Source organism: Phytopseudomonas straminea (assembly GCF_900112645.1).
Classification (GTDB): Bacteria; Pseudomonadota; Gammaproteobacteria; order Pseudomonadales; family Pseudomonadaceae; genus Aquipseudomonas; species Aquipseudomonas straminea.
The window spans coordinates 470,696-496,557 of sequence record NZ_FOMO01000002.1 but is presented as its reverse complement, the minus strand read 5'-3'; the positions used below and the strand labels follow the sequence as shown (position 1 = coordinate 496,557).

The window sequence follows — 25,862 nt, the reverse complement described above, 5'->3', positions numbered from 1 at the left end:
AATTTTTTCGGCCATCCACATTTTTATCACCGTGGGATGCCGAAGTCGGGTCCCGCACCTTATCACTCGCTGACCAATTCAGGAGATCAACCATGAGCACTGCATTTTCCATGACCCCGCTGTTCCGTCAGTCCATTGGCTTCGACCGTTTCAACGACCTGTTCGAATCGGCGATGCGCAACGAGACCAGCAGCAGCTACCCGCCCTACAACGTCGAGAAGCATGCCGACGACCAGTACCGGATCGTCATCGCTGCCGCCGGATTCCAGGATGAAGATCTGGATCTACAGGTCGAGCGCGGCGTGTTGACCGTGACCGGCGGCAAGCGCGCAGGCAATGGCAATGGTGAAAATGTCACCTACCTATATCAAGGCATCGCTCAGCGTTCGTTCAAGCTGTCGTTCCGCCTAGCCGATCACATCGAGGTCAAGAGCGCCAGCCTAGTGAACGGCCTGCTCAACATCGAGTTGGAGCGCCATGTGCCGGAAGAGGCCAAGGCCAAGCGCATCCCGATCGGGGCCGCACGTCCGGCGCTGGAGAACTGATCGCCGTTGCCGGCACACCGGAAAAGGCGCCCTCGTGGCGCCTTTTCCGTTTCAGTGCGGCAGGTGTTGGGCGCCGTGGCTGAGCAGGGCGCGGAAGGCCGTCAGCGGCTGCGGACGGCTGAACAGGTAGCCCTGGTAGCAGTTGCAGCCCTGGCTTTGCAGAAAGTCCAGCTGGCTCTGCTGTTCCACGCCTTCGGCGATGACCTCCAGGCCCAGGCTGAGGCCCAACGCCACCACAGCGCGGATGATTTCCGCGTCGCTGGGGTTGCTGGTGGCGTCGCGTACGAACGACTGGTCGATCTTCAGCACGTTCACCGGCAAGCGCTTGAGGTAGGTGAGCGACGAGTAGCCGGTGCCGAAATCGTCCATGGCGAAACTGACGCCCAGTTTGCGCAGACGATTCATCTTGGCGATGGTGTCGTCGATGTCCTCGATGACGATGCCTTCGGTGATTTCCAGCTTGAGCATGCCCTGGGGCAGTTTGTTCTGGCGCAGGCAATGCTCGACGCGCTCGACGAAGTCGCTCTGGCGGAACTGCCGGGTGCTGATGTTCACGCACAGGCTGAAACGCTCGTCGATAAGGCCATCCTGCAGCAGTCGAGCACAGGCATGGCACGCTTCGACCATCACCCAGGCGCCGACTTCCAGAATCAGCCCACTTTCCTCCAGTACATGGATGAACAACGCCGGCGACTGCTGGCCGAGTGTTGGGTGGGCCCAGCGCAGCAGCGCTTCGGCGCCGATGATCTGGTCGGTACGGGCATCCACCTGGGCCTGAAAATACAGCTCGAATTCACCGCGGCTCAGGGCCGTGCGCAGTTCGTTTTCCAGGCGCAGGCGCTCGCTGGCAGCGTGCTGCATGGAGCTGTGGAACAGCTGGATGACGTTGCGCCCCGAGTCCTTGGCGCGGTACAGGGCGATGTCGGCGCGCTTGAGCAGATCGGCCGGGGTCTGGCCGTGATCGGGAATCAGGGCGATGCCGATGCTTGGCGTGACCTGCAGGCGATGGCCCTCGAGCAGCATGGGCTCGCTGAGCAGGATGCGCAGCTTTTCCGCCGCCTGCCCGGCGTGGGCGATGACCTGTTCGCGGGTGCCCTCCAGGCCGGTCAGCAGTACCACGAATTCATCGCCACCCAGGCGCGCCACGGTGTCTTCTTCGCGCACGCTGACTTCCAGGCGGGCGGTGATCAGCTTGAGTACGGCATCGCCGAACGGATGGCCGAGTGAATCATTGATGTGCTTGAAATGGTCGAGGTCGAGAAACAGCAGGGCGCCGCGCAGGTTGTGGCGCTGCAACAGGGCAATCTGCTGGGTCAGGCGGTCCATTAGCAGGGCGCGGTTGGGCAGGCTGGTCAGCGGGTCGTGGTAAGCCAGATGCTGGATCTGTTCCTGGGCGGCCTTTAGCTCGCTGATGTCACGGGCGGTGACCAGCAGGCATTCGGTGCCATCCAGCTCGATCGGCTCGAAGGACACTTCCACTTCCAACGGGTTGCCGTGGCGATCACGGGCATTCATTTCCATGCGTCGGATATGGCCTTCGTCGTTCAGGGCATCGAGCAGGCGCTGGCGCTCCGCCGGATTCGACCAGATGCCGATCTCGGTCGTGGTATGTCCAATCACTTCCTCGGCGCTGTAGCCGGTCAGGCGGGTGAAGCCGTCGTTGATCTCGATGTAGCGGCCGGTTTCGCGGGTGGTGATGGTGATGGCATCGGGACTTGAGTGAAAGGCCTTGTAGAACTTCTCCTGGCTGGCCTTGAGCGCCGATTCGGCGCGCTGCTGCTCGGTGATGTCGCGAAACTTGCTGAGTACGCAAGGTTGGCCGGCCAGTTCGAGGCGTCGGCACGAGACGATGCAGTTCATCAGCCTGCCATTTGGGTCGAGCAGGTCGATGCGTTCGTCCTCAAGATCGGTGCCGGTGAGGATTTTGCCGCGCAGCGGCGAGTCCGCCGGCAGCCCCTGCCAGGGGGCGATCTTGAAAATATTGCGCCCGGCGGCTTCTGCCGGCCGCCAGCCGAATGCCTGGGTGAACGCCGGGTTGACCTCCAGAATCCTACCCTCCGGCAGTGTGGTAACGCAGATCGGGTCGGGGCTGGCCTGGAAGACCGTGGCGAATTTGCGCTCAGAGGCTTGCAGGCGTTGTTCTCGCAGGGTGCGTTCGCTGGTGTCGATCATCACGCCGGTCATGCGCAGCGGCTGGCCATGTGCGTCGCGGTACAGCCTTGCCTTGCTTTCCAGATAATGGGTCTGGCCGTTGCCGTGTACCGTACGGTAGGTGACCTGGGAGTCCTGGCCGTTATCGGGCAGCAGGTCGCGATAGGCTTGGCGCAGGCCGTCAAGATCCTGCTCTGGAACATGGGCGAAGAAATCCGGAAAGGGACCTTGGAAGGTTGCAGCCGGCAGGCCGTGCAGCATGGCTGCGCGGGGCGAGGCGAACATGGTATTGCTGGGGATGTGCCAGTCCCAGGTGCCCAGTTCGGCCGACTCGAGCGCCAGGCGCAGACGTTCCTGGCTATCGGCTAGTGCCTGCTCCTGTGCCCGTTGGCGGGTGATATCGCGCACCACGCCGAACATTCGGTTCTGCCGGCCCTCGCCGACCTGCAGGCTGCCGGTGATCTCGATCCAGTGCAGGCTGCCATCCGGCCAGCGGATACGGTGGCGGATGGGTGCGGCGGTAGGTGAGCCGTCGATCACTGCCTGAAACAGACGCAGCACCTCGTCGCGCTCTTCTTCGGGAATCAGTTCGATGTAGTTGACCGGATCACTGAGGGGGCGGGTCGGATCCAGGCCGAAGACCTTCTGGGCGCCACGTGACCAGCTAACCTCGCCGGTATCGAGGTTCCAGAACCAGGCGCCGAGGCCAGCACCATTGAGAGCGGCCAGCAAATGTTGGCTGTCACGCCAGGTTTTTTCGAACTCGGCTGGATCGAGCACCGGTACGTGGGGCAGTGGTGGGCGTTTGTCGTTTGAGTTGCCCATGACCCTTTCCTCTACGGAGCCTGGCAATGGTGGCGGCCGGGCTATCGGCAAGTTCGCCGCAGGCATACCGGCAGATGGCCGGTATGGGTGTCACGTTAGCTGCTGCCCAGGCGCTAAGGCAAGACTGTCGCGATGGCTGTCGAGCAGTTGCATGAAGGCCCGGGCGGCATTCGACAGGGTGCGTTCGGTGTGCACGATATAGCCAAGCTGGCGCGACAGCTGGATGTCCGGCAAAGGCAGACGGAAAACCTGATCATCAAGCATGGTGCGTGGCAGCACGCTCCAGGCCAGACCAATGGACACCATCATCTTGATGGTTTCCAGGTAGTTGGTGCTCATGGCGATGTTTGGTATCAGGTCCTCGGCCTCGAACAAGCGCTGCACGATATGGTGGGTAAAGGTGTTGCCGCCGGGAAATACCGCCGGGTGTAGGGCCACATCGGCTAGCGTCACGCCCGTGCCCTGTGCCAGCGGGTGTTCGGGGGCGGTGACGAAATCAAGCGGGTCGTCCCACACCGGCACCGCACGCACCGGGTCGCGGGTGTCCGGAGCCAGGGTGATCACCGCCAGTTCGGCGCGGCCATGGAACACCTCGTCATAGGCCACTTCCGAATCGAGAAACTGGATGTCCAGTGCGACCTGCGGATGTGCGCGGGTAAAGGCGCGCAACAGCGGCGGCAGGCGGTGCAGGCCTATATGGTGACTGGTGGCCAGCGTCAGTCGCCCGGTGATCTCGCCATTGAGGTTGGTCAACGCCCGGCGCGTGTCCTCCAGCACGTTGAGAATCTGGTAGGCGCGCGGCAGCAGGGCACGGCCCGCTTCGGTCAAGCTCACCTCGCGGCCCAGGCGGTCGAACAGGCGCACACGCAGTTGCTGCTCGAGGCTGGCGATGCGTTTGCTCACCGCCGGCTGGGTCAGGTGCAGGCGTATGGCGGCCTCGGAGAAGCTGCCGAGTTCGGCGATGGCAATAAAGGCATTGAGCGTGGCGAGATCCATGGGCGTTTCCGGCTGCGATCGGGACGGTAGAGGGCGATCCTATAGTAATTCCAGTCAGGAATCTTCTGGATGAAAAATATGAATTTGAGTTATTCGCCAGCCACGCATAGCATTCTCCCCATAAGCCAAAGGGCTATTGCCCAGGCATAGAAAGGACACCTCTACTAAAGGCAAGCGATGAAAGCGCTGCAGTTTTTAGACGTGCCCGAAAGACCGATGAGGACCAGGCTGATGGCAGGCAAGACGCTCTACGACAAGTTGTGGGAAATGCACGAAGTGAAGCGACGCGACGACGGTTCGTCGCTGATCTACATCGACCGCCACATTCTTCACGAAGTGACGTCGCCCCAGGCCTTCGAAGGCCTGCGCCTGGCGAGCCGCAAGCCGTGGCGCATCGATGCCAACATCGCCACGCCCGACCACAACGTGCCGACCACCCGCGCCGAGCGCCTCGGTGGCCTCGACGCCATCGCCGATGAAGTCTCGCGTATTCAGGTCAAGACCCTGGACGAGAACTGCGACGACTTCGGCATCCTCGAATTCAAGATGAACGACGTGCGCCAAGGCATCGTCCACGTGGTCGGTCCGGAGCAGGGCGCCACCTTGCCGGGCATGACCGTGGTCTGCGGCGATTCGCACACGTCCACCCATGGCGCTTTCGGCGCGCTGGCCCACGGCATCGGTACCTCGGAAGTCGAGCACGTGCTCGCCACCCAGTGCCTGGTCGCCAAGAAGATGAAGAACATGCAGGTGCGCGTCGAAGGCAAATTGCCGTTCGGCGTGACCGCGAAGGACATCGTTCTGGCCGTGATCGGCAAGATCGGTACTGCCGGTGGCAACGGCCACGCCCTGGAGTTTGCCGGCAGCGCGATCCGCGACCTGTCGCTGGAAGGGCGCATGACCATCTGCAACATGTCCATCGAGGCTGGTGCCCGCGTTGGTCTGGTGGCGGTGGACGAGAAGACCATCGCCTACGTCAAGGATCGCCCGTTCGCGCCCAAGGGCGAGCACTGGGAGCAGGCCGTGGCGGTGTGGCGTGATCTGGTGTCCGATGCCGATGCGCAATTTGACACCGTGGTCGAGCTGCGTGCCGAAGACATCAAGCCACAGGTCAGCTGGGGTACCTCGCCCGAGATGGTCTTGGCCGTCGACCAGAACGTGCCGGACCCTGCCTGTGAAAGCGACCCGGTGAAGAAGGATTCGATCACCCGCGCCCTGAAGTACATGGGCCTGGCTGCTAACCAGCCGATCACCGACATTCAGCTCGATCGCGTGTTCATCGGCTCGTGCACCAACTCGCGTATCGAAGACCTGCGTGCGGCCGCCGAGGTGGCCAAGGGCCGCAAGGTCGCCGCCACCGTCAAGCAGGCGCTGGTGGTGCCGGGCTCCGGCCTGGTCAAGGCCCAGGCGGAGAGCGAAGGGCTGGACAAGATCTTCATCGAAGCCGGTTTCGAATGGCGTGAGCCGGGCTGCTCCATGTGCCTGGCGATGAACCCGGACAAACTCGGCAGTGGCGAGCATTGCGCCTCGACCTCCAACCGTAACTTCGAAGGCCGTCAGGGCGCCGGTGGTCGTACCCACCTGGTCAGCCCGGCCATGGCCGCCGCTGCCGCGGTGACCGGCCGCTTCATCGATGTGCGCGAATTGATCCAGGCCTGAGGAGAAAGATGATGAAAGCCTTTACCCAACACACCGGCTTGGTTTGCCCGCTCGACCGCGCCAACGTCGACACCGACCAGATCATTCCCAAGCAGTTCTTGAAGTCGATCAAACGCACCGGCTTCGGTCCCAACCTGTTCGACGAGTGGCGCTATCTGGATGTCGGTCAGCCGAATCAGGACAACTCCAACCGCCCGATCAACAAGGATTTCGTCCTCAACTTCCCGCGCTATCAGGGCGCCAGCGTGCTGCTGGCCCGCGAGAACTTCGGCTGCGGTTCGAGCCGTGAGCACGCGCCCTGGGCACTGGACGAGTACGGTTTCCGTACGGTGATCGCGCCGAGCTTCGCCGACATCTTCTTCAACAACAGCTTCAAGAACGGCCTGCTGCCGATCATTCTCAAGGTTGAAGAAGTCGATGCGCTGTTCGAACAGGCCGAGGCCACCGAGGGCTATCAGCTGACCGTCGACCTCGAAGCGCAGACCGTGACCCGTCCCGATCGCGTGCAGTACAGCTTCGAAGTCGATGCCTTCCGCAAGCACTGCCTGCTCAATGGCCTGGATGACATCGGCCTGACCCTGCAGGACGCCGAAGCGATCCGCGCCTTCGAAGTCGGTTATCAGCAGCGTCAGCCCTGGTTGTTCGGCGCCGTCAAGTAAACGAGCCGGCGCCAACTGGCGGCGCGGAAAGAAAAGGTTACGTGTTATCAGCGGATGGGCCCGTCGTGCCTTGACCCCGCCGAAGCAGGCGCCGAATATGGCGCCCCTCTCGGCAGGGTGATGGCCGCGGGCCTGTTCGGGTTTTCACAGGTCGCACACGGCAAGGCCGGCGATCCGAACGACATGAAGGAAAAGGTATGAGCAAGCAGATTCTGGTTCTCCCCGGTGACGGCATCGGCCCTGAAATCATGGCCGAAGCGGTCAAGGTGCTGCGTCTGGCCAACGACAAGTTCGCCCTCGATGTCGAGCTGTCGTTCGACGAGCTGGGTGGCGCGGCCGTGGACAAATACGGCGTGCCGCTGGCCGACGAGACCCTGGAGCGCGCTCGCGCTGCTGATGCCGTGCTGCTCGGCGCCGTCGGCGGCCCGAAGTGGGACAAGATCGATCCGGCCATCCGCCCTGAGCGCGGCCTGCTGAAGATCCGCTCGCAACTGGGCCTGTTCGCCAATCTGCGCCCGGCCATCCTTTACCCACAACTGGCCGACGCCTCGTCGCTCAAGCCGGAAGTGGTAGCGGGCCTGGATATCCTCATTGTTCGTGAGCTGACCGGCGGCATCTATTTCGGCCAGCCGCGCGAGAGCAAGGTGCTCGATAATGGCGAGCGCATGGCTTATGACACGCTGCCCTACAGCGAGAGCGAGATCCGTCGCATCGCCAAGGTCGGCTTCGACATGGCCCGCGTGCGTGGCAGCAAACTGTGCTCGGTGGACAAGGCCAACGTGCTGGCCTCCAGCCAACTGTGGCGCGCGGTGGTCGAGGAAGTCGCCAAGGACTACCCGGACGTCGAGCTGAGCCACATGTACGTCGACAATGCCGCCATGCAGCTGGTGCGTGCGCCCAAGCAGTTCGACGTGATGGTCACCGACAACATGTTCGGCGATATCCTCTCCGACGAGGCCTCGATGCTCACCGGCTCGATCGGCATGCTGCCCTCGGCGTCGCTGGATGCCAACAACAAGGGCATGTACGAGCCGTGCCATGGCTCGGCGCCGGATATCGCCGGGCAGGGCATCGCCAACCCGCTGGCGACCATCCTGTCGGTGTCCATGATGCTGCGTTACAGCTTCAATCAGACCCAGGCGGCGGACGCCATCGAGCTGGCGGTCAGCCGCGTGCTCGACCAGGGCCTGCGTACCGGCGACATCCACTCGGCGGGTACGACCAAGGTCGGCACGGCGGCAATGGGTGATGCGGTAGTCGAAGCGCTGCGTAGTCTGTAATCTTCCAGGCCGCCGGGAATTGGCGGTGGTCTGTTCATATAGGTGTAGTGGTTATGAAACGTGTAGGTCTTATCGGTTGGCGGGGCATGGTTGGTTCCGTGCTCATGCAGCGCATGCTGGAAGAACAGGATTTCGATCTGATCGAGCCGGTATTCTTCACCACCTCCAATGTGGGCGGCCAGGGGCCGGCCATTGGCAAGGAAACCGAAGCGCTCAAGGATGCCTACAGCATCGACGAGCTCAAAGGCCTGGACGTTATCCTCACCTGCCAGGGTGGCGACTACACCAGTGAAGTCTTCCCCAAGCTGCGCGAAGCCGGCTGGAAGGGCTACTGGATCGATGCGGCGTCTTCGCTGCGCATGGCCGACGACGCAGTGATCGTGCTCGACCCGGTCAACCGCAAGGTCATCGACCATGCGCTGGACGCCGGCACCAAGAATTACATCGGCGGCAACTGCACCGTCAGCCTGATGCTGATGGCCCTTGGCGGCCTGTACGAAGCCGGCCTGGTCGAGTGGATGAGTGCCATGACCTACCAGGCGGCCTCCGGCGCCGGCGCCCAGAACATGCGCGAGCTGATCAAGCAGATGGGCACCATCAACGCCACCGTTGCCGATGAACTGGCCGACCCGGCCAGCGCCATCCTCGACATCGACCGCAAGGTGGCCGAAGCCATGCGCGGCGATGCCTTCCCGGTCGACAACTTCGGCGTGCCGCTGGCCGGCAGCCTGATCCCCTACATCGACAAGGAACTGCCGAACGGGCAGAGCCGCGAAGAGTGGAAGGCCCAGGCCGAGACCAACAAGATCCTCGGCCGCTTCAAGAGCCCGATCCCGGTGGATGGCATCTGCGTGCGCATCGGCGCCATGCGTTGCCACAGCCAGGCGCTGACCATCAAGCTCAACAAGGACGTGCCGCTGTCGGATATCGAAGGCCTGATCAGCCAGCACAACCCCTGGGTCAAGCTGGTGCCGAACCACCGCGAAGCCAGCATCCGCGAGCTCGGCCCGACGGCCGTGACCGGTACCCTGAGCGTGCCGGTCGGCCGCCTGCGCAAACTCAACATGGGTTCGCAGTACCTGGGCGCCTTCACTGTGGGCGACCAGCTGCTGTGGGGCGCCGCCGAGCCGCTGCGCCGTATGCTGCGCATTCTGCTGGAACGCTGATCGACAACTGGCGCGCTGCCAGGCGCGCCAAGAGGGGCGGGTAGAGGGTGATCGCTTGCGATTGCCGTCGCCCGCCCCTCTGCTTTTCGGTAGAGTGCCGGGTCTGTTTCAGCTACCCAGCGTCAGGCTTCCTTTATGTCTTCTACCTTTGCTATCGCCATCGTCGGTGCCACCGGCAGCGTCGGCGAATCCCTGCTGCAACTTCTCGAAGAACGCGACTTTCCCGTTACCGACCTGCACCTGCTGGCCAGCAACGAGTCGGCCGGGCGCAGCCTGGCCTTCAAGGGCCGCAACCTGCGCGTGCGCGCTGTGGAAGGGTTCGATTTCCGTACCGTTCAGCTGGTGTTCTTCGCCGCCGACCCAGCAGTGACTCGCGTCCATGCCGAGGCGGTGCGTAAGGCCGGCTGCTCGCTGATCGACGTCTCCGGCGCGCTGCCCGCCGATATGGCGCCACGGGTGGTGCCGGAAGTGAACGGCGAGGCGATCAGTGGCCAGGCGCCGTTCGCACTTACCAGCCCGGCCTCGGTAGCCGTGGCCGTCGGCCTGGTGCTTGGCGCGCTGCGTGATGTGCTGCAGGTGCAGAAGGTGGTGATCAATGCCGGGCTGGCGGTGTCCAGTCGCGGTCGCGAAGGGGTTGCCGAGCTGGCGCGGCAAACCGCCGAACTGCTCAATGGCCGGGCGCTCGAGCCGCGGTTGTTCGACCGGCAAATGGCTTTCAACGTGCTCGCCCAGGTCGATGAGGCCGATGCCGACGGGCACGGCTCGCTGGAGCGACGCATCCACGAAGACGTCAGGGCGCTGCTCGGCGAAGGCCTGCAAAGCGTGGCCGTCAACTGCCATCAGGTGCCGGTATTTTTCGGCGATAGTTTGAGTGTCACCGTGCAGGCGTCTACACCTGTAGAACTCGACAAGGTATTGGCGGCTCTGGAAGCGGCGGTCGGCATCGAGCTGGTTGAGGCGGGTGACTACCCGACGGTGATCGGCGACGCTGTCGGCCAGGACGAGGTGTACGTGGGCCGCGTGCGCCGCGGGATTGACGATCCCTGTCAGCTCACTTTGTGGATTGCGTCTGATAATGTGCGAAAAGGTGCGGCTTTGAACGCCGTGCAGCTGGGCGAGTTATTGATAAAACACTATCTGTAAAAGATACTTATCCGGAAATCTGCATATTTATTCGAGCTTGGCAATCACTGAGCGCGCTGATCGTTGGCTGGGGGGCCTGAAAGGGGGCAGCCACCGATCATCTATCCTCTCGTTGTGCGAGAGCCGTCAACACAAAGGAAAAGGCTATGGTTCGGGTTCGTAAACTGGTACTGGCTATCGCTGCGGCGACGGCGCTGTCTTCCGGTATGGCGCATGCGCTGGGGGTCGGCGAGCTGACACTCCAGTCGTCTCTGAACCAGCCTCTGGTGGCGGAAATCGAACTGCTCGATGTGCGCGATCTGTCCGCCGCGGAAATGCGTCCGTCGCTGGCTTCGCCCGAGGAGTTCAACAAGGCTGGCGTCGATCGCCAGTATTTCCTCACCGACCTCAAGTTCACGCCCATCGTCAAACCCAACGGCAAGAGCGTGATTCGCGTCACCTCGACCAAGCCGGTGCGCGAGCCCTACCTGAACTTCCTCGTCGAAGTACTGTGGCCCAATGGCCGTCTGCTGCGCGAGTACACCCTGCTGCTCGACCCGCCCCTGTATTCCCCGCAAGCCGCTGCTGCCCCGCAACTGCCGGTAGCTGCGCCTGCTCCTGCACCACGTCCGGTGCCGAGCTCCGCACCGCGTGCCTCCGCACCTTCTGCCGCTGCGCCTACGCCGCGTGCCGCCGCTGGTGGTGATTACCGTACCAATGCCAACGACACACTGTGGGAAGTGGCCCAGCGTACCGGCGGCAGTGGCAGCGTCCATCAGAAGATGCTGGCCATTCAGGACCTCAACCCGGATGCCTTCATCGGCGGCAACATCAACCGTATGAAGAGCGGCCAGGTTCTGCGTCTGCCCGATGACCAGCAGATCGCCCGTCGCAGCCAATCCGAAGCGCTGGCTCAGGTCGCCGAGCAGAACAGTTCCTGGCGTCAGGGCCGCAGTGCGCCGGCTGCCGCCGGTGCCCGGCAGATCGATGCTACCCGCCGCAGCACCGCTGGTGCTGCGCCGTCGGAAGTTTCCAACGAAGACAAGCTCAAGCTGGTCGCTGCCGAAGCCGGCAAGGCCACCGCAGGCAGTGAGAGCGGCAAGGCCAACAATGCCGCGCTGGCCAATCAGCTGGCCGTGACTCAGGAAAGCCTGGATTCGACGCGTCGCGAGAACGACGAGCTGAAAGATCGCATGAGCGATCTGCAAAGCCAGCTCGACAAGCTGCAACGCCTGATTCAGCTCAAGGACAACCAGCTCGCCAAGCTGCAGGCCGATGTGTCGGCACCGGCTGGCCAGGCTCCTGGCAATGCCGCCGCTGGCGCTACGCCCGCTCCGGCAACTGCAGCCACTGCACCTGCCGAGACGCCATCGGCTGCTGCTCCAGCAGCTCAGGCGCCTGCCGGTAATGAAGCCGCGCCCGAATCAGCGCCGGTGGATCCTGCAGCTGCTCAGCCGACTGGCGAGCCAGCAGCTGATGCGCCGGCAACCGAGACTGCGCCTGTGCCGGCTCCAGAAGCCGCGCCCGCCGAGCCAGCTGCGCCTGTTGCCGAAGTGCCTGCCCAGGCGCCGGTTGCCGCAACGCCCGAGCCGGTCGAGGAGGACAGCGCCCTCGACAACCTGCTGGCCAACCCGATGATGCTCGGCCTGATCGGCGGCAGCCTGCTGCTGGCCCTGCTGCTGGTGCTGCTGATCATTTCGCGTCGCAATGCCCGCAAGGCCGAGGAGGAAGAGTCCAGCCTGTCGACTTATGAAGAAGACACCCACGCCTTCGACAGCGACCTGGAACTGCCCGCTGACAGCCTGAACGACTTGCCGGACGACCAGATTGCCCTGAGCCAGCCAGCGAGCGAAGAGCGCGTCACCGCCCAGACTGGCGACGCCCTGGGTGAAGCGGACATCTACATCGCCTACGGTCGTTTCAATCAGGCCGCCGAGCTGCTACACAACGCCATCAACGACGAGCCGCATCGCACCGACCTGCGTTTGAAACTGATGGAGGTTTATGCCGAGCTGGGCGACCGCGAAGGCTTCGCCCGCCAGGAGAACGAGCTGCGCGAAATCGGCGGTGCCAACGCCCAGGTCGAGCAGTTGAAGACCCGCTATCCGACCATGGTCGTGCTTGGCGGCAGCGCGGTTCTGGCCAGCGCCGCTGCGGCAGACGATCTGGATTCCTTCAGCCTGGACGACCTGGCGCTGGACGAGCCGGAGCAGCCGGTCGCGCCGCTGCCGCCTGCGGCAGATGACGCCTTCGATCTCGACCTGGATGCCCTGGAAGCCGAGTTCTCTGCCGAGCCTCCGGCAAAAACTCAAAATGACGCGCCGCGTTTCGACGAAATCGACACCCTGAGCCTGGATTCCGATCTCGATCTGCCGTCCGCAGTGCCGGGCGCAAGTAAGGACGAGCCGCTGGACTTCGACCTGGATCTGGGCAATGAGCCGGTCAATCGTCAGGAGCCTGGTGGCGAGCTGGCCGACTTCAGTCTCGATCTCGACACGCCCGCTACCCCGGCTGCTACGAAGGAAGATGACTTCCTGCTGAGCCTGGATGACGACGCCGACAAGCCGGCAAATGATCTCTCGGATCTGTCCGCTGCCCTGGACAGCGATAAGGGGGATGACTTTGGCCTGCCTGCCGACTTCGATCTGTCACTCAATGACGAGCCGGCCGAGCCGAGCACTGGCGCCAGCTTCGCCGCTCAACTCGACGACGTGACCGCCGAACTGGACCAGCTGGCCGAAAGCCTCGAGCAGCAAGGTCAGCAGGCGCCGCAGGACATGCAGGCCGATCATGTGCCGCTCGATGACGATGAGGACTTCGACTTCCTCGCCGGCACCGACGAGACCGCCACCAAGCTGGATCTGGCGCGAGCCTACATCGATATGGGCGATAGCGAGGGTGCCCGTGACATCCTCGATGAAGTGATCGCCGAAGGTAACGAAACTCAGCAGCAGGAAGCGCGCGAGCTGATCGGCAAACTGGTTTGACGAGCAGTTGAGTGGAGAAAACGGCAGCCCTTGGGCTGCCGTTTTTACATCTGCGGCTCACAACTAAATGGGCTGCCGACATGGCAGCCTCCTGGCGTGGCGGTATAATTGCCGGCATTGCAGCTCTGATCTGGTCTACCAATTGATTAACGAACAAAAGACGGCAGCCGAAATGGCTGCCGTCGGCATTTACAAGATCGCCCTGGGTGTCGAATACCGCGGTACCCGCTATCGCGGTTTTCAGCGGCAGCGCGACGGGGTTCCGTCGATCCAGGCCTCGCTCGAACAAGCCCTGTCCAAGGTTGCTGGTGGCGCTCCGGTCACGCTCAGCTGTGCCGGGCGTACCGATGCGCTGGTGCATGCCAGCGGCCAGGTGGTGCATTTCGACACCCGCGTCGAGCGCTCCATGCATGCTTGGGTGATGGGCGCCAACATGAATCTGCCGGGTGACATCAGCGTCACCTGGGCCAAAGCCATGCCGAGTCATTTCGATGCGCGCTTTTGCGCCATGGCGCGGCGTTACCGCTACGTGATCTACAACGACCAGATCCGCCCGGCGCATATGGCCGAGGAGGTGACTTGGAATCATCGGCCGTTGGATGTTGAGCGCATGCGCGAGGCGGCCCAGGTATTCCTGGGTACCCACGATTTCAGCGCCTTCCGCGCCCGCCAGTGCCAGGCCAAGTCGCCGATCAAGACGGTCCATCATCTCGAGTTGCTGCAGCATGGTCGTTTCATCATCCTCGATATCCGCGCCAATGCCTTTCTGCACCACATGGTGCGTAATATCGCCGGCGTGCTGATGACCATCGGCGCCGGTGAGCGGCCGGTGGAGTGGGCCGGTCAGGTGCTGGAGGCTGGTGTGCGGCGCACTGGGGGAGTGACTGCTCACCCGTATGGGCTGTATCTGGTGCAGGTGGACTATCCGGAAGAATTCGACTTGCCGGCCCGCTACCTGGGCCCGCACTTTCTCTCCGGGCTCGAGGACGTGGCGGCGCGCTGAGCGGGGCAGGGAGCAGCAATTAATGGCGCGCCCTGGCCGGTCATTTGTTACCATCCGGCCTTTCGCGGAGGTATTCGTCTTTTGTCAGTGGTTCGCAGCAAGATCTGTGGGATTACTCGCCTCGAGGATGCGCTGGCTGCCGTAGCGGCCGGCGCCGATGCCATCGGGCTTGTGTTTTATGCGCCCAGCCCGCGCGCGGTGACGATTGCCCAGGCCCAGGCCATCGTCGCCGGGCTGCCGCCGTTCGTGACCACTGTCGGCCTGTTCGTCGACATGCTGCCGCGCGAAATCGAAGGGGTGCTAGCTGCCGTCCCCCTGGATCTTCTGCAATTTCACGGCGACGAAAGTCCAGCCGACTGCGAAGCGCTGCGTCGGCCGTATATCAAGGCGTTGCGTGTACGCGCGGGGGATGATGTCGTCGCGCAGGTTGACGCCTACCCGGGCGCACGCGCCGTATTGCTCGATACCTTCGTCGATGGCGTGCCTGGCGGCACGGGGCAGGCGTTCGACTGGACGCTGGTGCCGGCGCAACTGAGCAAACCGGTGATCCTGGCTGGCGGTCTTACGCCCGGCAACGTCGCGGCAGCCATCGCTCAGGTGCGGCCTTACGCGGTGGATGTCAGCGGCGGCGTGGAGGTCAGCAAGGGCATCAAGGATGCCCACAAGGTCAAAGACTTCGTGCGCGCGGTGCGCGGCGTTGGAGAGTCGATGTGACGGCGCCGCAGGGTGAGCCGTCCATACTCCTATCGCCGCGAACAGCGCGTGCTTTTTTCGTGGTCGAAGCAGGTGGCGGGCATCAGCCGGCCCCAGCGGCGACCGCTTTGTGAATTCGCTTGTCATGTGCAGCAAGCATGTTGAAGCCTACAGCGTTGGAGAATTGAGAGCATGAGCAACTGGCTGGTAGACAAACTGATCCCCTCGATCATGCGTTCCGAGGTCAAGAAGAGTTCGGTACCTGAAGGCCTGTGGCACAAGTGCCCATCCTGCGAAGCGGTGCTGTACAAGCCGGAGCTGGAAAAGACCCTGGACGTCTGCCCCAAATGCAACCACCACATGCGCATCGATGCCCGCGCCCGCCTGAACATCTTCCTGGATGCCGATGGCCGTGAGGAGATCGGTGCCGATCTGGAGCCTTCTGACCGCCTGAAATTCCGCGACAGCAAGAAGTACAAGGATCGCCTGGTCGCTGCCCAGAAGCAGACCGGTGAGAAGGATGCCCTGATTTCCATGAGCGGCAGCCTGGAAGGGATGCCGGTCGTGGCCTGTGCTTTCGAGTTCTCGTTCATGGGCGGCTCGATGGGCGCCATCGTCGGTGAGCGTTTCGTGCAGGCTGCCAACGTGGCCCTGGAGAACCGCTGCCCGCTGATCTGCTTCGCCGCCTCCGGTGGTGCGCGCATGCAGGAAGCGCTGATCTCGCTGATGCAGATGGCCAAGACTTCCGCCGTGCTGGCGCGCCTGCGTGAAGAGGGGGTTCCGTTCATCTCCGTGCTGACCGATCCGGTCTACGGCGGTGTATCCGCCAGCTTGGCGATGCTGGGTGACGTGATTGTCGCCGAGCCCAAGGCGCTGATCGGCTTCGCCGGCCCGCGCGTGATCGAGCAGACCGTTCGCGAGAAACTGCCCGAAGGCTTCCAGCGCAGCGAGTTCCTTCTCGACCACGGTGCCATCGACATGATCATTCACCGTGCCGAGCTGCGTCCGCGCCTGGCCCGTCTGCTGGCGCAGTTCACTCACCAGCCAACACCTGCTGCACTGCCGGTCAGCGCATGACCCAGCGCTCCCTGGCCGAGTGGCTGGCGTACCTGGAGCGTCTGCATCCGAGCGCCATCGACATGGGCCTGGAGCGCTCCCGTGAAGTGGCGGCGCGTCTTGGCCTGTCTCGGCCGGCGCCGCGTGTCATCACCGTTACCGGCACCAATGGCAAGGGCTCGACCTGCGCCTTCATCGCCTCTTTGCTGCGTGCCCAGGGCCTGAAGGTCGGGGTGTACAGCTCGCCGCACCTGCTGCGTTACAACGAGCGGGTGCAGATCGATGGCGAGCAGGCCAGCGATGCTGGCCTTTGCGAAGCCTTTGCCGCCGTCGAGGCGGCCCGCGGCGAAACCTCGCTGACCTATTTCGAGATGGGCACCCTGGCGGCGTTCTGGCTGTTCGAGCGAGCCGGCCTGGATGTCGTGGTGCTCGAAGTCGGCCTGGGCGGGCGCCTGGATGCGGTGAATCTGGTCGACGCCGACCTCGCACTGATCACCAGCATTGGTGTCGACCATGCCGACTGGCTGGGCGATACCCGCGAATCGGTCGCTTTCGAGAAGGCCGGCATCATGCGCGCGGGCAAGCCGGCGCTGTGTGGTGATTTCGACCCGCCGCTGCCGCTGCTCGAACGGGTCGCCGAACTGGATTGCCCGTTCTTCCTGCGTTGCCGGGATTTCGACCTGAGCGTCAGTGAGTCAGGCTGGAACTGGTATGGGCTGACCTCCACCGGCGAGGTGCTGCGTCTCGAGGGCCTGCCGCTGCTCGATCTGCCCATGGAAAATGCCGCACTGGCGTTGCAGGCCTACGCCTTGCTGGACCTGCCATGGGATGCCCAGCGCATCGCCGGTGCCCTGCAGGCCACGCGGGTGACCGGTCGACTGGATCGTCGTCACTTGAACTGGCGCGGCAAGTCCCTCACTCTGTTGCTCGACGTGGGGCACAATCCCCATGCCGCGCAGTTTCTTGCCGGTCGTTTGCAGGCGCGTGGCATAGCGGGGCAGCGCCTGGCGGTGTTCGGTCTGTTGGCCGACAAGGAGCTGCCCGGTGTGGTGGCGCCGCTGCTGGTGGACATCGCCCATTGGGCGGTGGCGAAGCTGCCCAGCGAACGCTCGCGTCCCGCTGCCGAGCTGCACGCGCACCTGGCTGCTTGTGGTGCTCAGGTCGAGGCGTACGGTGATGTCGCCAGTGCCCTGGAGGCGCAGTGCGAGCGGGCTGCAGACGGTGATGAAATTCTGCTCTTTGGATCTTTTTTCTGCGTGGCCGAAGCCCTGATGTGGCTTGAGCGCTACGCCCAGGAGGTTGTGCAGGATGGCAATGCTCGATAGTGGAACCAAGCAACGTATCGTCGGCGCGCTGGTGCTCGTGGCCCTGGCCGTGATCTTCCTGCCGATGCTGCTTTCCCGTCCCGACGAGCTGCGGCACGTGGTGGTCGATGCGCCGAGCATTCCCGCCAAGCCGGTCACCCCTGAAATCGAGATGCAGCCGGTGATCGTGCCCGACCCGCAGGAACTACCGCAGGAACCGGTACCCGTCGACAGCTCGCCCACCGATCAGGCGCAGCCGCCGGTCGAGCAGCCCATTGGCGAACTGCCGGCCAGTGAGCCTGCGGCGCCAACGCCGCCTCCGGCTGCCCAGCCTGCGCCAAGCAAGCCGGCCGAAGTGGCGCCGCCACCGCAGAAAGCTCCGGCGGAACGTCTGGATGTCAACAGCTTGCCTGTCAGCTGGTCGGTACAGCTGGCCAGCCTGTCCAGTCGCCCGGGCGCGGAAAATCTTCAGAAGACTCTGCGCTCGCAAGGCTACAACGCCTATATCCGCACCGCCGATGGCATGAATCGCGTGTTCGTCGGGCCGCTGGTCGAGCGAGTCGAGGCCGACCGCCTGCGTGACCAACTCAACCGCCAGCACAAGCTCAATGGCTTCGTGGTGCGCTTCCAGCCGGAAAGCAACTGACGCTTAGCATGTTATCCGCGCTTAACCGATGGGCAGGGCTCTGCTAAAATGCAGCGCCTCTTCCATCGGTAGCCTGCATCGTGGCATTTACCTGGGTCGATTGGGCGATCATCGCCATCATCGCCGTTTCGAGTCTGATCAGTCTGAGCAGAGGCTTCGTCAAGGAAGCCCTGTCGCTCGTCACCTGGATCATCGCTGGCGTGGTCGCCTGGATGTTCGGCGGCGCGCTGGCACAGCATCTCGACGCCTATATCGAAACCCCGTCCGCCCGTGTCATCGCTGCCTGCGTGATCTTGTTCGTATTGACGCTGCTGGTCGGCGCGCTGATCAACTACCTGATTGGCGAGTTGATCCGCGTGACCGGTCTGTCGGGTACGGATCGTTTCCTGGGCATGGTGTTCGGTGCCGCCCGCGGCGCCTTGCTGGTCGTGGTGGCGGTCGGGCTGCTCAGCCTGGGGCCGGTGCAACAGGATGCCTGGTGGCAGCAGTCGGCCTTGCTGCCGCATTTTCTGCTGGTTGCAGACTGGTCGAAGAACCTCATATTGGGTTTGTCCAGCGAGTGGCTGGCCAGCGGTATACGCGAGCCGGTCGAGCTGCCGTTCAAAGAGGTGCTGCAGGGGGCTTCTCCTGTCGGCACCGGTAAATAGTCGTTTCACTGAGTAGGGGTTGCGTCACATGTGTGGCATTGTCGGTATCGTCGGTAAATCGAACGTCAATCAGGCGCTGTATGACGGCCTCACCGTCCTCCAGCACCGCGGCCAGGATGCTGCCGGTATCGTCACCAGCCATGAAGGCCGCCTGTTCCTGCGCAAGGACAACGGCCTGGTGCGTGACGTGTTCCAGCAGCGCCACATGCAGCGCCTGGTCGGCCACATGGGCATCGGCCACGTGCGCTACCCGACCGCAGGCAGCTCCAGCTCGGCCGAAGCCCAGCCGTTCTACGTCAACTCGCCGTACGGCATCACCCTGGCGCACAACGGCAACTTGACCAACGTCGAGCAGCTGGCCAAGGAGATCTACGAATCGGATCTGCGTCATGTCAACACCAACTCCGACTCCGAAGTGCTGCTCAACGTGTTCGCCCATGAGCTGGCCGTGCGCGGCAAGCTCAACCCCAGCGAAGAAGACGTGTTCGCGGCGGTGAAGGACGTGCACAAGCGTTGCCGCGGCGGCTACGCCGTGGTGGCGATGATCACCGGTTACGGCATCGTTGGTTTCCGCGACCCGAACGGCATCCGTCCGATCGTGTTCGGCCAGCGCCACACCGACGAAGGCGTCGAGTACATGATCGCCTCCGAAAGCGTCGCTCTGGACGTGCTCGGCTTCACCCTGATCCGCGACCTGGCGCCGGGCGAAGCGGTATACATCACCGAAGAAGGCCAGATGTTCACCCGCCAGTGCGCGCCGAACCCGCAGCTCAAGCCGTGCATCTTCGAGCACGTGTACCTGGCACGCCCCGACTCCATCATGGATGGCGTATCGGTCTACAAGGCGCGCCTGCGCATGGGCGAGAAGCTCGCCGACAAGATCCGTCGCGAGCGCCCGGAGCACGATATCGACGTGGTCATCCCGATTCCCGATACCAGCCGCACCTCGGCGCTGGAGCTGGCCAACCATCTGGGCGTCAAGTTCCGCGAAGGTTTCGTGAAGAACCGCTACATCGGCCGGACCTTCATCATGCCGGGCCAGGCGGCGCGCAAGAAGTCGGTGCGCCAGAAGCTCAACGCCATCGAGCTGGAATTCCGCGGCAAGAACGTGATGCTGGTCGATGACTCCATCGTGCGCGGCACCACCTGCAAGCAGATCATCCAGATGGCCCGCGAAGCCGGCGCCAAGAACGTGTATTTCTGCTCCGCGGCACCGGCCGTTCGCTACCCGAACGTCTACGGCATCGACATGCCGAGCCCCCATGAGCTGATCGCCCATGGCCGCACCACCGAGCAGGTGGCCGAGCTGATCGGCGCCGACTGGCTTGTCTACCAGGATCTCGATGACCTGAAGGAGGCGGTCGGTGGTGGCAAGATCAAGATCGAGCAGTTCGACAGCGCGGTATTCGACGGCGAGTACGTCACCGGCGATGTCGACGAGGCTTATCTGAATCGCATCGACCTGGCGCGCAACGATGGCAACAAGGCCAAGTCGCAAGCGGTCAGCGAGATCATCGATCTGTACAACAACTGATCGATGCTAAATGATTCAACAACCGGGCCCTTTGGGCCCGGCCTGTTTTCTGGATGAGGAAAAGGATATGACACAGGATTGGCAAGCCGGTCGGCTCGACAGCGATCTCGACGGCGTAGGCTTCGACACTCTGGCGGTCCGTGCAGGCCAACACCGCACGCCGGAAGGCGAGCACAGCGAAGCGCTGTTCCCGACTTCCAGCTACGTGTTTCGTACCGCTGGCGATGCCGCGGCGCGTTTCGCCGGTGAGGTGCCGGGCAACGTCTATTCGCGTTACACCAACCCGACGGTGCGTGCCTTCGAAGAGCGCATCGCGGCCATGGAGGGCGCCGAGCAGGCGGTCGCCACGGCATCGGGCATGTCGGCGATCCTGTCCATCGTCATGAGCCTGTGCAGCGCCGGTGATCACGTGCTGGTCTCGCGCAGCGTGTTCGGCTCGACCATCAGCCTGTTCGAGAAGTACCTCAAGCGCTTTGGTGTACAGGTCGACTATGTGCCGCTGGCCGACCTCGAGGGCTGGGCCGCCGCCTTCAAGCCGAACACCAAGCTGCTGTTCGTCGAGTCGCCCTCCAACCCCCTGGCCGAGCTGGTCGACATCGCGGCCCTGGCGGCCATCGCCCACGAGAAGGGCGCACTGCTGGCGGTGGACAACTGCTTCTGCACGCCAGCGCTGCAGCAGCCGCTGAAGCTTGGCGCGGACATCGTCATGCACTCGGCCACCAAATACATCGATGGCCAGGGCCGGGCGATGGGCGGCGTGGTAGCCGGCAGCGCCAAACTGATGGCCGAGGTGGTGGGCTTCCTGCGTACCGCTGGGCCGACCCTCAGCCCCTTCAATGCCTGGATTTTCCTCAAAGGCCTGGAGACCCTGCGCATTCGCATGCAGGCGCACTGCAGCACGGCGCTGGAGCTGGCGCGCTGGTTGGAGCAGCAGGAAAGCATCGAGAAGGTGCACTACGCCGGGCTCACCAGTCATCCGCAACACGAGCTGGCTGCGCGCCAGCAAAGCGCTTTCGGTGCGGTGGTCAGCTTCGAGGTCAAGGGTGGCAAGGAGGGCGCCTGGCGCTTCATCGATGCTACGCGGGTGATTTCCATCACCACCAACCTGGGCGATACCAAGACCACCATCGCTCATCCGGCGACCACCTCCCACGGGCGCCTTTCGCCCCAGGAGCGCGAGAATGCCGGGATTCGTGACAGCCTGATTCGGGTAGCCGTCGGCCTGGAAGACATCGCCGATCTCAAGGCCGATCTGAGCCGAGGCTTGCAGGCCCTGTGAATGCTGCCGGCGAGGTCGCCCATGGCCGCGTTGCGCTGGTCACCGGTGCTGCGCGCGGCATCGGTGAAGGTGTCGCACACTGGTTGCTGGAGCATGGCTGGCGGGTAGCGCTCTGCGATTTGGCAGGCAGCCAGGGCGCCGAGGTCGCTGCCGCCCTGGGCGAGCATGCCGCATTCGTGGCCATGGACGTGTCGGATGAAACCCAGGTCGCCCAAGGCGTAGCAGCGGTCATCGAACGCTTTGGCAGGCTGGATGCCCTGGTGTGCAATGCCGGGGTCGCCAGCCCCCATAGCGGACCGCTGCAAGAGCTGTCGCTGGAGCAGTGGAATCAGGTGCTGGCGATCAACCTCAGCGGGCCGATGCTGTTGGCCAAACACTGTGCGGCGCACCTGCGTGCAACGGGCGGTGCCATCGTCAACATGGCGTCGACCCGCGCCAGCCAGTCCGAGCCCGAGAGCGAAGCCTATGCGGCGAGCAAGGGTGGGCTGATAGCCCTCACGCACGCCTTGGCGATCAGCCTCGGCCCGAGCATTCGAGTGAATGCGGTGAGCCCGGGCTGGATCGATTCCCGCGATGCGGCGCAACGTGCCAACGAGCCGCTGAGCGTTGAGGATCACGCGCAGCATCCTGTCGGGCGGGTAGGGCAGGTCGAGGACGTGGCAGCGCTGGTGGCCTGGTTGTTGTCGCCCGAAGCGGGCTTCGTGACGGGTCAGGAGTTCGTCACCGACGGCGGCATGACACGCAAGATGATCTACCGCTGAGGCGTGATCGAGTGCATCGCGTCTTTTTTGAAAAAAATTCAACGCCGGCCTTGACTTAGGTTGGGTGCCCGCGTAAATTTCGCGTCCTCGCAAGGCCAAGGGTGATTAGCTCAGCCGGGAGAGCATCTGCCTTACAAGCAGAGGGTCGGCGGTTCGATCCCGTCATCACCCACCACTTGCCTTGAGAGAAACGGACGAAAGTCCACCGACGCGCAGCGGTAGTTCAGTCGGTTAGAATACCGGCCTGTCACGCCGGGGGTCGCGGGTTCGAGTCCCGTCCGCTGCGCCATATTTTCCATCTGAGATCCTGATCTGAGATGTGATGCGAAGGCCAAGCCTACGCATCTGACGAAGCACGAGTTCTACGGACGCAAGTCCACCGACACGCAGCGGTAGTTCAGTCGGTTAGAATACCGGCCTGTCACGCCGGGGGTCGCGGGTTCGAGTCCCGTCCGCTGCGCCATATCCACCTGCCTCGAGCAGGTTTCCTGAAAAGCGGCCCTAGGGCCGCTTTTCTTGTTTCTGCCTCCCGTAATTGAGCATCCATCCTCAGCGTTTATCTGGCCGGCAAAGGTGTGCGGCTCAGCATGACGTTGGCGCTTGCTGGCGGCCTGGATAGTCAGAACCGGGTCAGCGACTGCTGCCTCTGGTCCGAATGCTTACATTACTTTCGGATTCCAACAGATTGTTATCTTTACCGTTTCACTAGTGAGTGATATTTTCGCAAATGAAAATGTCACACAACTGTCACATTTGCACGTGCAGCTAAAACAAGAACTGGAGCCTTTAGATGTTCGCCTTCTTTCGTCCCGCCCCTCATCGGGAACCATTGCCTGATGATCAGATAGACAGTACCTACCGCCGCCTTCGCTGGCAGATTTTCGCCGGTATCTTCATCGGCTACGCAGGCTATTACCTGCTGCGCAAGAACTTCTCGCTGGCCATGCCCTACCTCATCGAAGAGGAGGGTTACACCCGTGGGCAACTGGGCCTGGCGATGTCGGCCATCGCCATCTCCTATGGTTTGTCGAAATTTCTCATGGGGCTGATTTCCGATCGCTCCAACCCCCGTTACTTCCTGCCCTTCGGCCTGATGGTATCGGCCGGGGTGATGTTCGTTTTCGGTTTCGCACCGTGGGCAACCTCCAGCGTGACCATCATGTTCATCCTCCTGTTCATCAACGGCTGGGCTCAGGGCATGGGCTGGCCGCCCAGTGGCCGAACCATGGTGCACTGGTGGTCGCAGAAGGAGCGTGGTGGCGTAGTGTCGGTGTGGAACGTTGCCCACAACGTGGGGGGGGGCCTGATCGGCCCGCTGTTCCTGCTCGGCATGGGCCTGTTCAATGAATGGCATGCTGCCTTCTATGTACCCGCTGCGGTCGCCATGCTGGTCGCGGTGTTCGCCTTTGCGACCATGCGTGACACGCCGCAGTCGGTCGGCCTGCCGCCGATCGAGAAATACAAGAACGACTACCCCGAGGGCTACGACGAAAGCCACGAGAAGGAATTCAGCACCAAGGAAATCTTCGTCAAGTACGTGCTGCGCAACAAGATGCTGTGGTTCATCGCCCTGGCCAACGTCTTCGTTTACCTGCTGCGCTATGGCGTGCTGGACTGGGCGCCGACCTACCTGAAAGAGGTCAAGCACTTCACTGTCGACAAGAGCTCCTGGGCCTACTTCTTCTACGAATGGGCAGGCATCCCCGGCACGCTGCTGTGCGGTTGGATGTCGGACAAGGTGTTCCGTGGTAATCGCGGCCTGACTGGCGTCGTGTTCATGGCATTGGTGACTGTGGCGACCGTGGTCTACTGGCTCAACCCGCCGGGCAACCCGCTGGTGGACATGGCTGCCCTGGTCGCCATCGGCTTCCTGATCTACGGGCCGGTGATGCTGATTGGTCTACATGCGCTGGAATTGGCGCCGAAGAAAGCCGCTGGTACGGCTGCCGGCTTTACCGGTCTGTTCGGCTACCTGGGTGGCTCGGTCGCCGCGAGTGCTGCGATGGGCTATACGGTCGACCACTTCGGCTGGGATGGTGGCTTCGTGCTGCTGATCGGCGCGTGCCTGCTGGCCATCGTGTTCCTGATCCCGACCTTGTGGCACAAGCAGGCGCCTAGCGAAGAGCGCGCCGGCTAACCGACTGCCGAACGCGTGGCGCCTGCCACGTGTTCGGCACGTTGTGGTGGGCACTAGCTTTCTTGCAGCCTGCCGAACGCCAGGGCGCAATGCCCGGCTCTGGCTGCATTCCTATCAATTCCTGCGTGCTGCAATAACTGGCCGAGTACCGGTTGCTCAGTTGGTCAGCACGTCTTCGTGATTGCGGTACTGGCTTGGCGGCATGCCAAACCAGCGCATGCTCGCTTTGTGAAAGCTGCTCTGGTCGCGAAAACCCAGAGTGGCGGAAATGTATTTGAGGCTGCGTGTGGAGTTGCGCAACAGGTTGTGCGCCAGCTTCAGGCGTGTCTCTTCCTGCAGTTGGACGAAGCTCACCGCTTCACGCTCCAGGGCCTTTTGTAGGCCGCGTTTGCTGAGCAGCAAGGTGCTGGCGACTTCACTCAGGTCCAGGTTGATGCCCTGCGTGAGCTGTCTGGTCAGCAGGCGCTCGACGCGGGCGGCCACTGAGCCCTTGACCAGATCATCGAGGCGCGACTGCGCGTATTCCTGATGCATGACATGCAGCGCCGCGTCCGCCGTCGGCAGTGCGATGGCCGCATCACGTGCTCTGAAGATCATGCTGTTGTGGGGCGCCGAAAAGCGCAGGTTGTCGCCGAACATCTGGCGAAGGCGGGTGGTATCTGCCGGTTGTGCGTAGGTGAATTCGGCGCCCAGCGGCTTGGGGCGCTGATGGGGGGTCAGCCAGTGGATGACACCGAGGGTCAGCGCGGCGCCGGCATCGATGAAGGCGCGCGGTGCGGGTATGGGCGAAGTACCGACTTCCAGGCCGATCAGCTTCAAGGTGTCCTGGCGTTGTTCGAGCAGGTAGTGCGAGCCATTGGTGACCAGGGGATGATAATCGACCATCAGCTTAAGCGCTGTGCCCAGGGTCGGGCTGGACATCATTGGGTAGCACTGTGCACCCAGAGCACTGGGGTGGGCGTGAGCATAGGCACCCAGGCCGATGTCAGGATTGCCAGTCTGTTCGCTGGCCTGGCTGAACAGGCTGTATACCTGGGCCAGGGTGATCGGCGTGCCGTTGTGCAGGGCCAGTAACAACTGCTGGTCGAGCTTGCGCGGGTCCACACCTTGTTCGAGAAAGGTCTTGGCCATCACCTGGAAGCAGTTGCTCGTCACTGTGTACATCGCATGTCCTGGATAGCCCGCTGAATGAAGTTGTACAGCCGTTGCGTGTGCGGACAACAAAGGGGCGCCCGGGAACACTGGCTGTCGCCTGTGCACGCTGAGAGAATTGCGCTCCTTATCCGTGCCGCTCCTGCTGGGCCGTGAGTGAGGCTAAGCCATAAGTAAAGCCGCACGTCCCACTCCGTGATCGGTAGCTGTTGCTGCGAGCGACTGTACACCGCGTTGATACCCCGATGTGGTGCTATTGA

The 25,862-nt window shown here is 63.1% G+C and carries 20 protein-coding genes and 3 tRNA genes; 20 read left to right on the top strand and 3 right to left on the bottom strand.

Annotated elements, in window-relative coordinates:
* Nucleotides 1–92: 92 nt before the first annotated feature.
* Complete coding sequence (locus BM279_RS06525) at nucleotides 93–545, top strand: Hsp20 family protein (RefSeq protein ID WP_075929537.1); 453 nt, start codon at nucleotides 93–95, stop codon at nucleotides 543–545.
* 51 nt (nucleotides 546–596) lie between these two features.
* Here the strand turns inward: BM279_RS06525 and BM279_RS06520 are convergent, their stop codons facing one another.
* A complete protein-coding gene (locus BM279_RS06520; RefSeq protein ID WP_093502072.1) occupies nucleotides 597–3,521 on the bottom strand; it encodes an EAL domain-containing protein in 2,925 nt (974 codons plus the stop codon).
* A 90-nt stretch (nucleotides 3,522–3,611) separates the two neighbouring features.
* A complete protein-coding gene (locus tag BM279_RS06515) occupies nucleotides 3,612–4,517 on the bottom strand; it encodes a LysR family transcriptional regulator (RefSeq protein WP_093502070.1) in 906 nt (301 codons plus the stop codon).
* 231 nt (nucleotides 4,518–4,748) lie between these two features.
* On the opposite strand from BM279_RS06515, the gene leuC reads away from it, so the two are divergent.
* The 19 genes from leuC to glpT all read left to right on the top strand — a co-directional run bounded on the left by leuC (nucleotide 4,749) and on the right by glpT (nucleotide 24,450).
* Nucleotides 4,749–6,176: a 3-isopropylmalate dehydratase large subunit gene (gene leuC, locus BM279_RS06510; protein ID WP_093502068.1), complete on the top strand. Its 1,428-nt coding sequence runs from the start codon at nucleotides 4,749–4,751 to the stop codon at nucleotides 6,174–6,176.
* Nucleotides 6,177–6,187: 11 nt separating this feature from the next.
* Nucleotides 6,188–6,835: a 3-isopropylmalate dehydratase small subunit gene (leuD, locus tag BM279_RS06505; RefSeq protein WP_093502066.1), complete on the top strand. Its 648-nt coding sequence runs from the start codon at nucleotides 6,188–6,190 to the stop codon at nucleotides 6,833–6,835.
* A 197-nt stretch (nucleotides 6,836–7,032) separates the two neighbouring features.
* A complete protein-coding gene (gene leuB / locus BM279_RS06500; RefSeq protein WP_075934173.1) occupies nucleotides 7,033–8,115 on the top strand; it encodes a 3-isopropylmalate dehydrogenase in 1,083 nt (360 codons plus the stop codon).
* Nucleotides 8,116–8,168: 53 nt separating this feature from the next.
* Nucleotides 8,169–9,281 (top strand): aspartate-semialdehyde dehydrogenase, encoded by a 1,113-nt coding sequence (gene asd, locus BM279_RS06495; protein WP_075929531.1) that lies wholly within the window; start codon nucleotides 8,169–8,171, stop codon nucleotides 9,279–9,281.
* 135 nt (nucleotides 9,282–9,416) lie between these two features.
* Nucleotides 9,417–10,424: an aspartate-semialdehyde dehydrogenase gene (locus tag BM279_RS06490; protein WP_093502064.1), complete on the top strand. Its 1,008-nt coding sequence runs from the start codon at nucleotides 9,417–9,419 to the stop codon at nucleotides 10,422–10,424.
* Between the two features lie 146 nt (nucleotides 10,425–10,570).
* Complete coding sequence (locus BM279_RS06485) at nucleotides 10,571–13,390, top strand: motility hub landmark protein FimV (RefSeq protein WP_093502062.1); 2,820 nt, start codon at nucleotides 10,571–10,573, stop codon at nucleotides 13,388–13,390.
* Between the two features lie 172 nt (nucleotides 13,391–13,562).
* Nucleotides 13,563–14,393: a tRNA pseudouridine(38-40) synthase TruA gene (truA, locus tag BM279_RS06480; RefSeq protein ID WP_093502060.1), complete on the top strand. Its 831-nt coding sequence runs from the start codon at nucleotides 13,563–13,565 to the stop codon at nucleotides 14,391–14,393.
* Nucleotides 14,394–14,474: 81 nt separating this feature from the next.
* A complete protein-coding gene (locus tag BM279_RS06475) occupies nucleotides 14,475–15,107 on the top strand; it encodes a phosphoribosylanthranilate isomerase (RefSeq protein ID WP_093502058.1) in 633 nt (210 codons plus the stop codon).
* Between the two features lie 171 nt (nucleotides 15,108–15,278).
* Entirely contained in the window at nucleotides 15,279–16,163 is an 885-nt protein-coding gene (gene accD / locus BM279_RS06470) for an acetyl-CoA carboxylase, carboxyltransferase subunit beta (protein WP_093502056.1), read from the top strand.
* A complete protein-coding gene (gene folC / locus BM279_RS06465; RefSeq protein ID WP_093502054.1) occupies nucleotides 16,160–17,467 on the top strand; it encodes a bifunctional tetrahydrofolate synthase/dihydrofolate synthase in 1,308 nt (435 codons plus the stop codon). The genes accD and folC overlap by 4 nt, the downstream gene beginning before the upstream one ends.
* Complete coding sequence (locus tag BM279_RS06460) at nucleotides 17,451–18,092, top strand: SPOR domain-containing protein (RefSeq protein ID WP_093502052.1); 642 nt, start codon at nucleotides 17,451–17,453, stop codon at nucleotides 18,090–18,092. Before folC ends, BM279_RS06460 begins: the two co-directional genes overlap by 17 nt.
* 80 nt (nucleotides 18,093–18,172) lie before the next feature.
* Entirely contained in the window at nucleotides 18,173–18,739 is a 567-nt protein-coding gene (locus BM279_RS06455; protein ID WP_093502050.1) for a CvpA family protein, read from the top strand.
* A gap of 28 nt (nucleotides 18,740–18,767) precedes the next feature.
* Nucleotides 18,768–20,273, top strand: coding sequence for an amidophosphoribosyltransferase (gene purF, locus BM279_RS06450; RefSeq protein WP_093502048.1), 1,506 nt, complete (start codon nucleotides 18,768–18,770; stop codon nucleotides 20,271–20,273).
* A gap of 67 nt (nucleotides 20,274–20,340) precedes the next feature.
* Nucleotides 20,341–21,552 carry an O-succinylhomoserine sulfhydrylase gene (locus BM279_RS06445; protein ID WP_093502046.1) on the top strand — a complete coding sequence of 404 codons (1,212 nt, stop codon included), beginning with the start codon at nucleotides 20,341–20,343 and terminating at the stop codon, nucleotides 21,550–21,552.
* Nucleotides 21,549–22,313: an SDR family oxidoreductase gene (locus tag BM279_RS06440; protein WP_093502044.1), complete on the top strand. Its 765-nt coding sequence runs from the start codon at nucleotides 21,549–21,551 to the stop codon at nucleotides 22,311–22,313. The genes BM279_RS06445 and BM279_RS06440 overlap by 4 nt, the downstream gene beginning before the upstream one ends.
* Nucleotides 22,314–22,412: 99 nt before the next feature.
* Nucleotides 22,413–22,488, top strand: a tRNA-Val gene (locus BM279_RS06435).
* Between the two features lie 37 nt (nucleotides 22,489–22,525).
* Nucleotides 22,526–22,602: transfer RNA gene (locus BM279_RS06430), tRNA-Asp, on the top strand.
* Nucleotides 22,603–22,699: 97 nt separating this feature from the next.
* Nucleotides 22,700–22,776, top strand: a tRNA-Asp gene (locus tag BM279_RS06425).
* Between the two features lie 327 nt (nucleotides 22,777–23,103).
* On the top strand, nucleotides 23,104–24,450 hold the full coding sequence (glpT, locus tag BM279_RS06420) for a glycerol-3-phosphate transporter (protein ID WP_093502042.1): 1,347 nt from the start codon (nucleotides 23,104–23,106) through the stop codon (nucleotides 24,448–24,450).
* Between the two features lie 156 nt (nucleotides 24,451–24,606).
* On the opposite strand, the gene BM279_RS06415 is transcribed toward glpT, so the two are convergent.
* Nucleotides 24,607–25,614 carry an AraC family transcriptional regulator gene (locus BM279_RS06415; RefSeq protein WP_093502040.1) on the bottom strand — a complete coding sequence of 336 codons (1,008 nt, stop codon included), beginning with the start codon at nucleotides 25,612–25,614 and terminating at the stop codon, nucleotides 24,607–24,609.
* Nucleotides 25,615–25,862 lie beyond the last annotated feature (248 nt).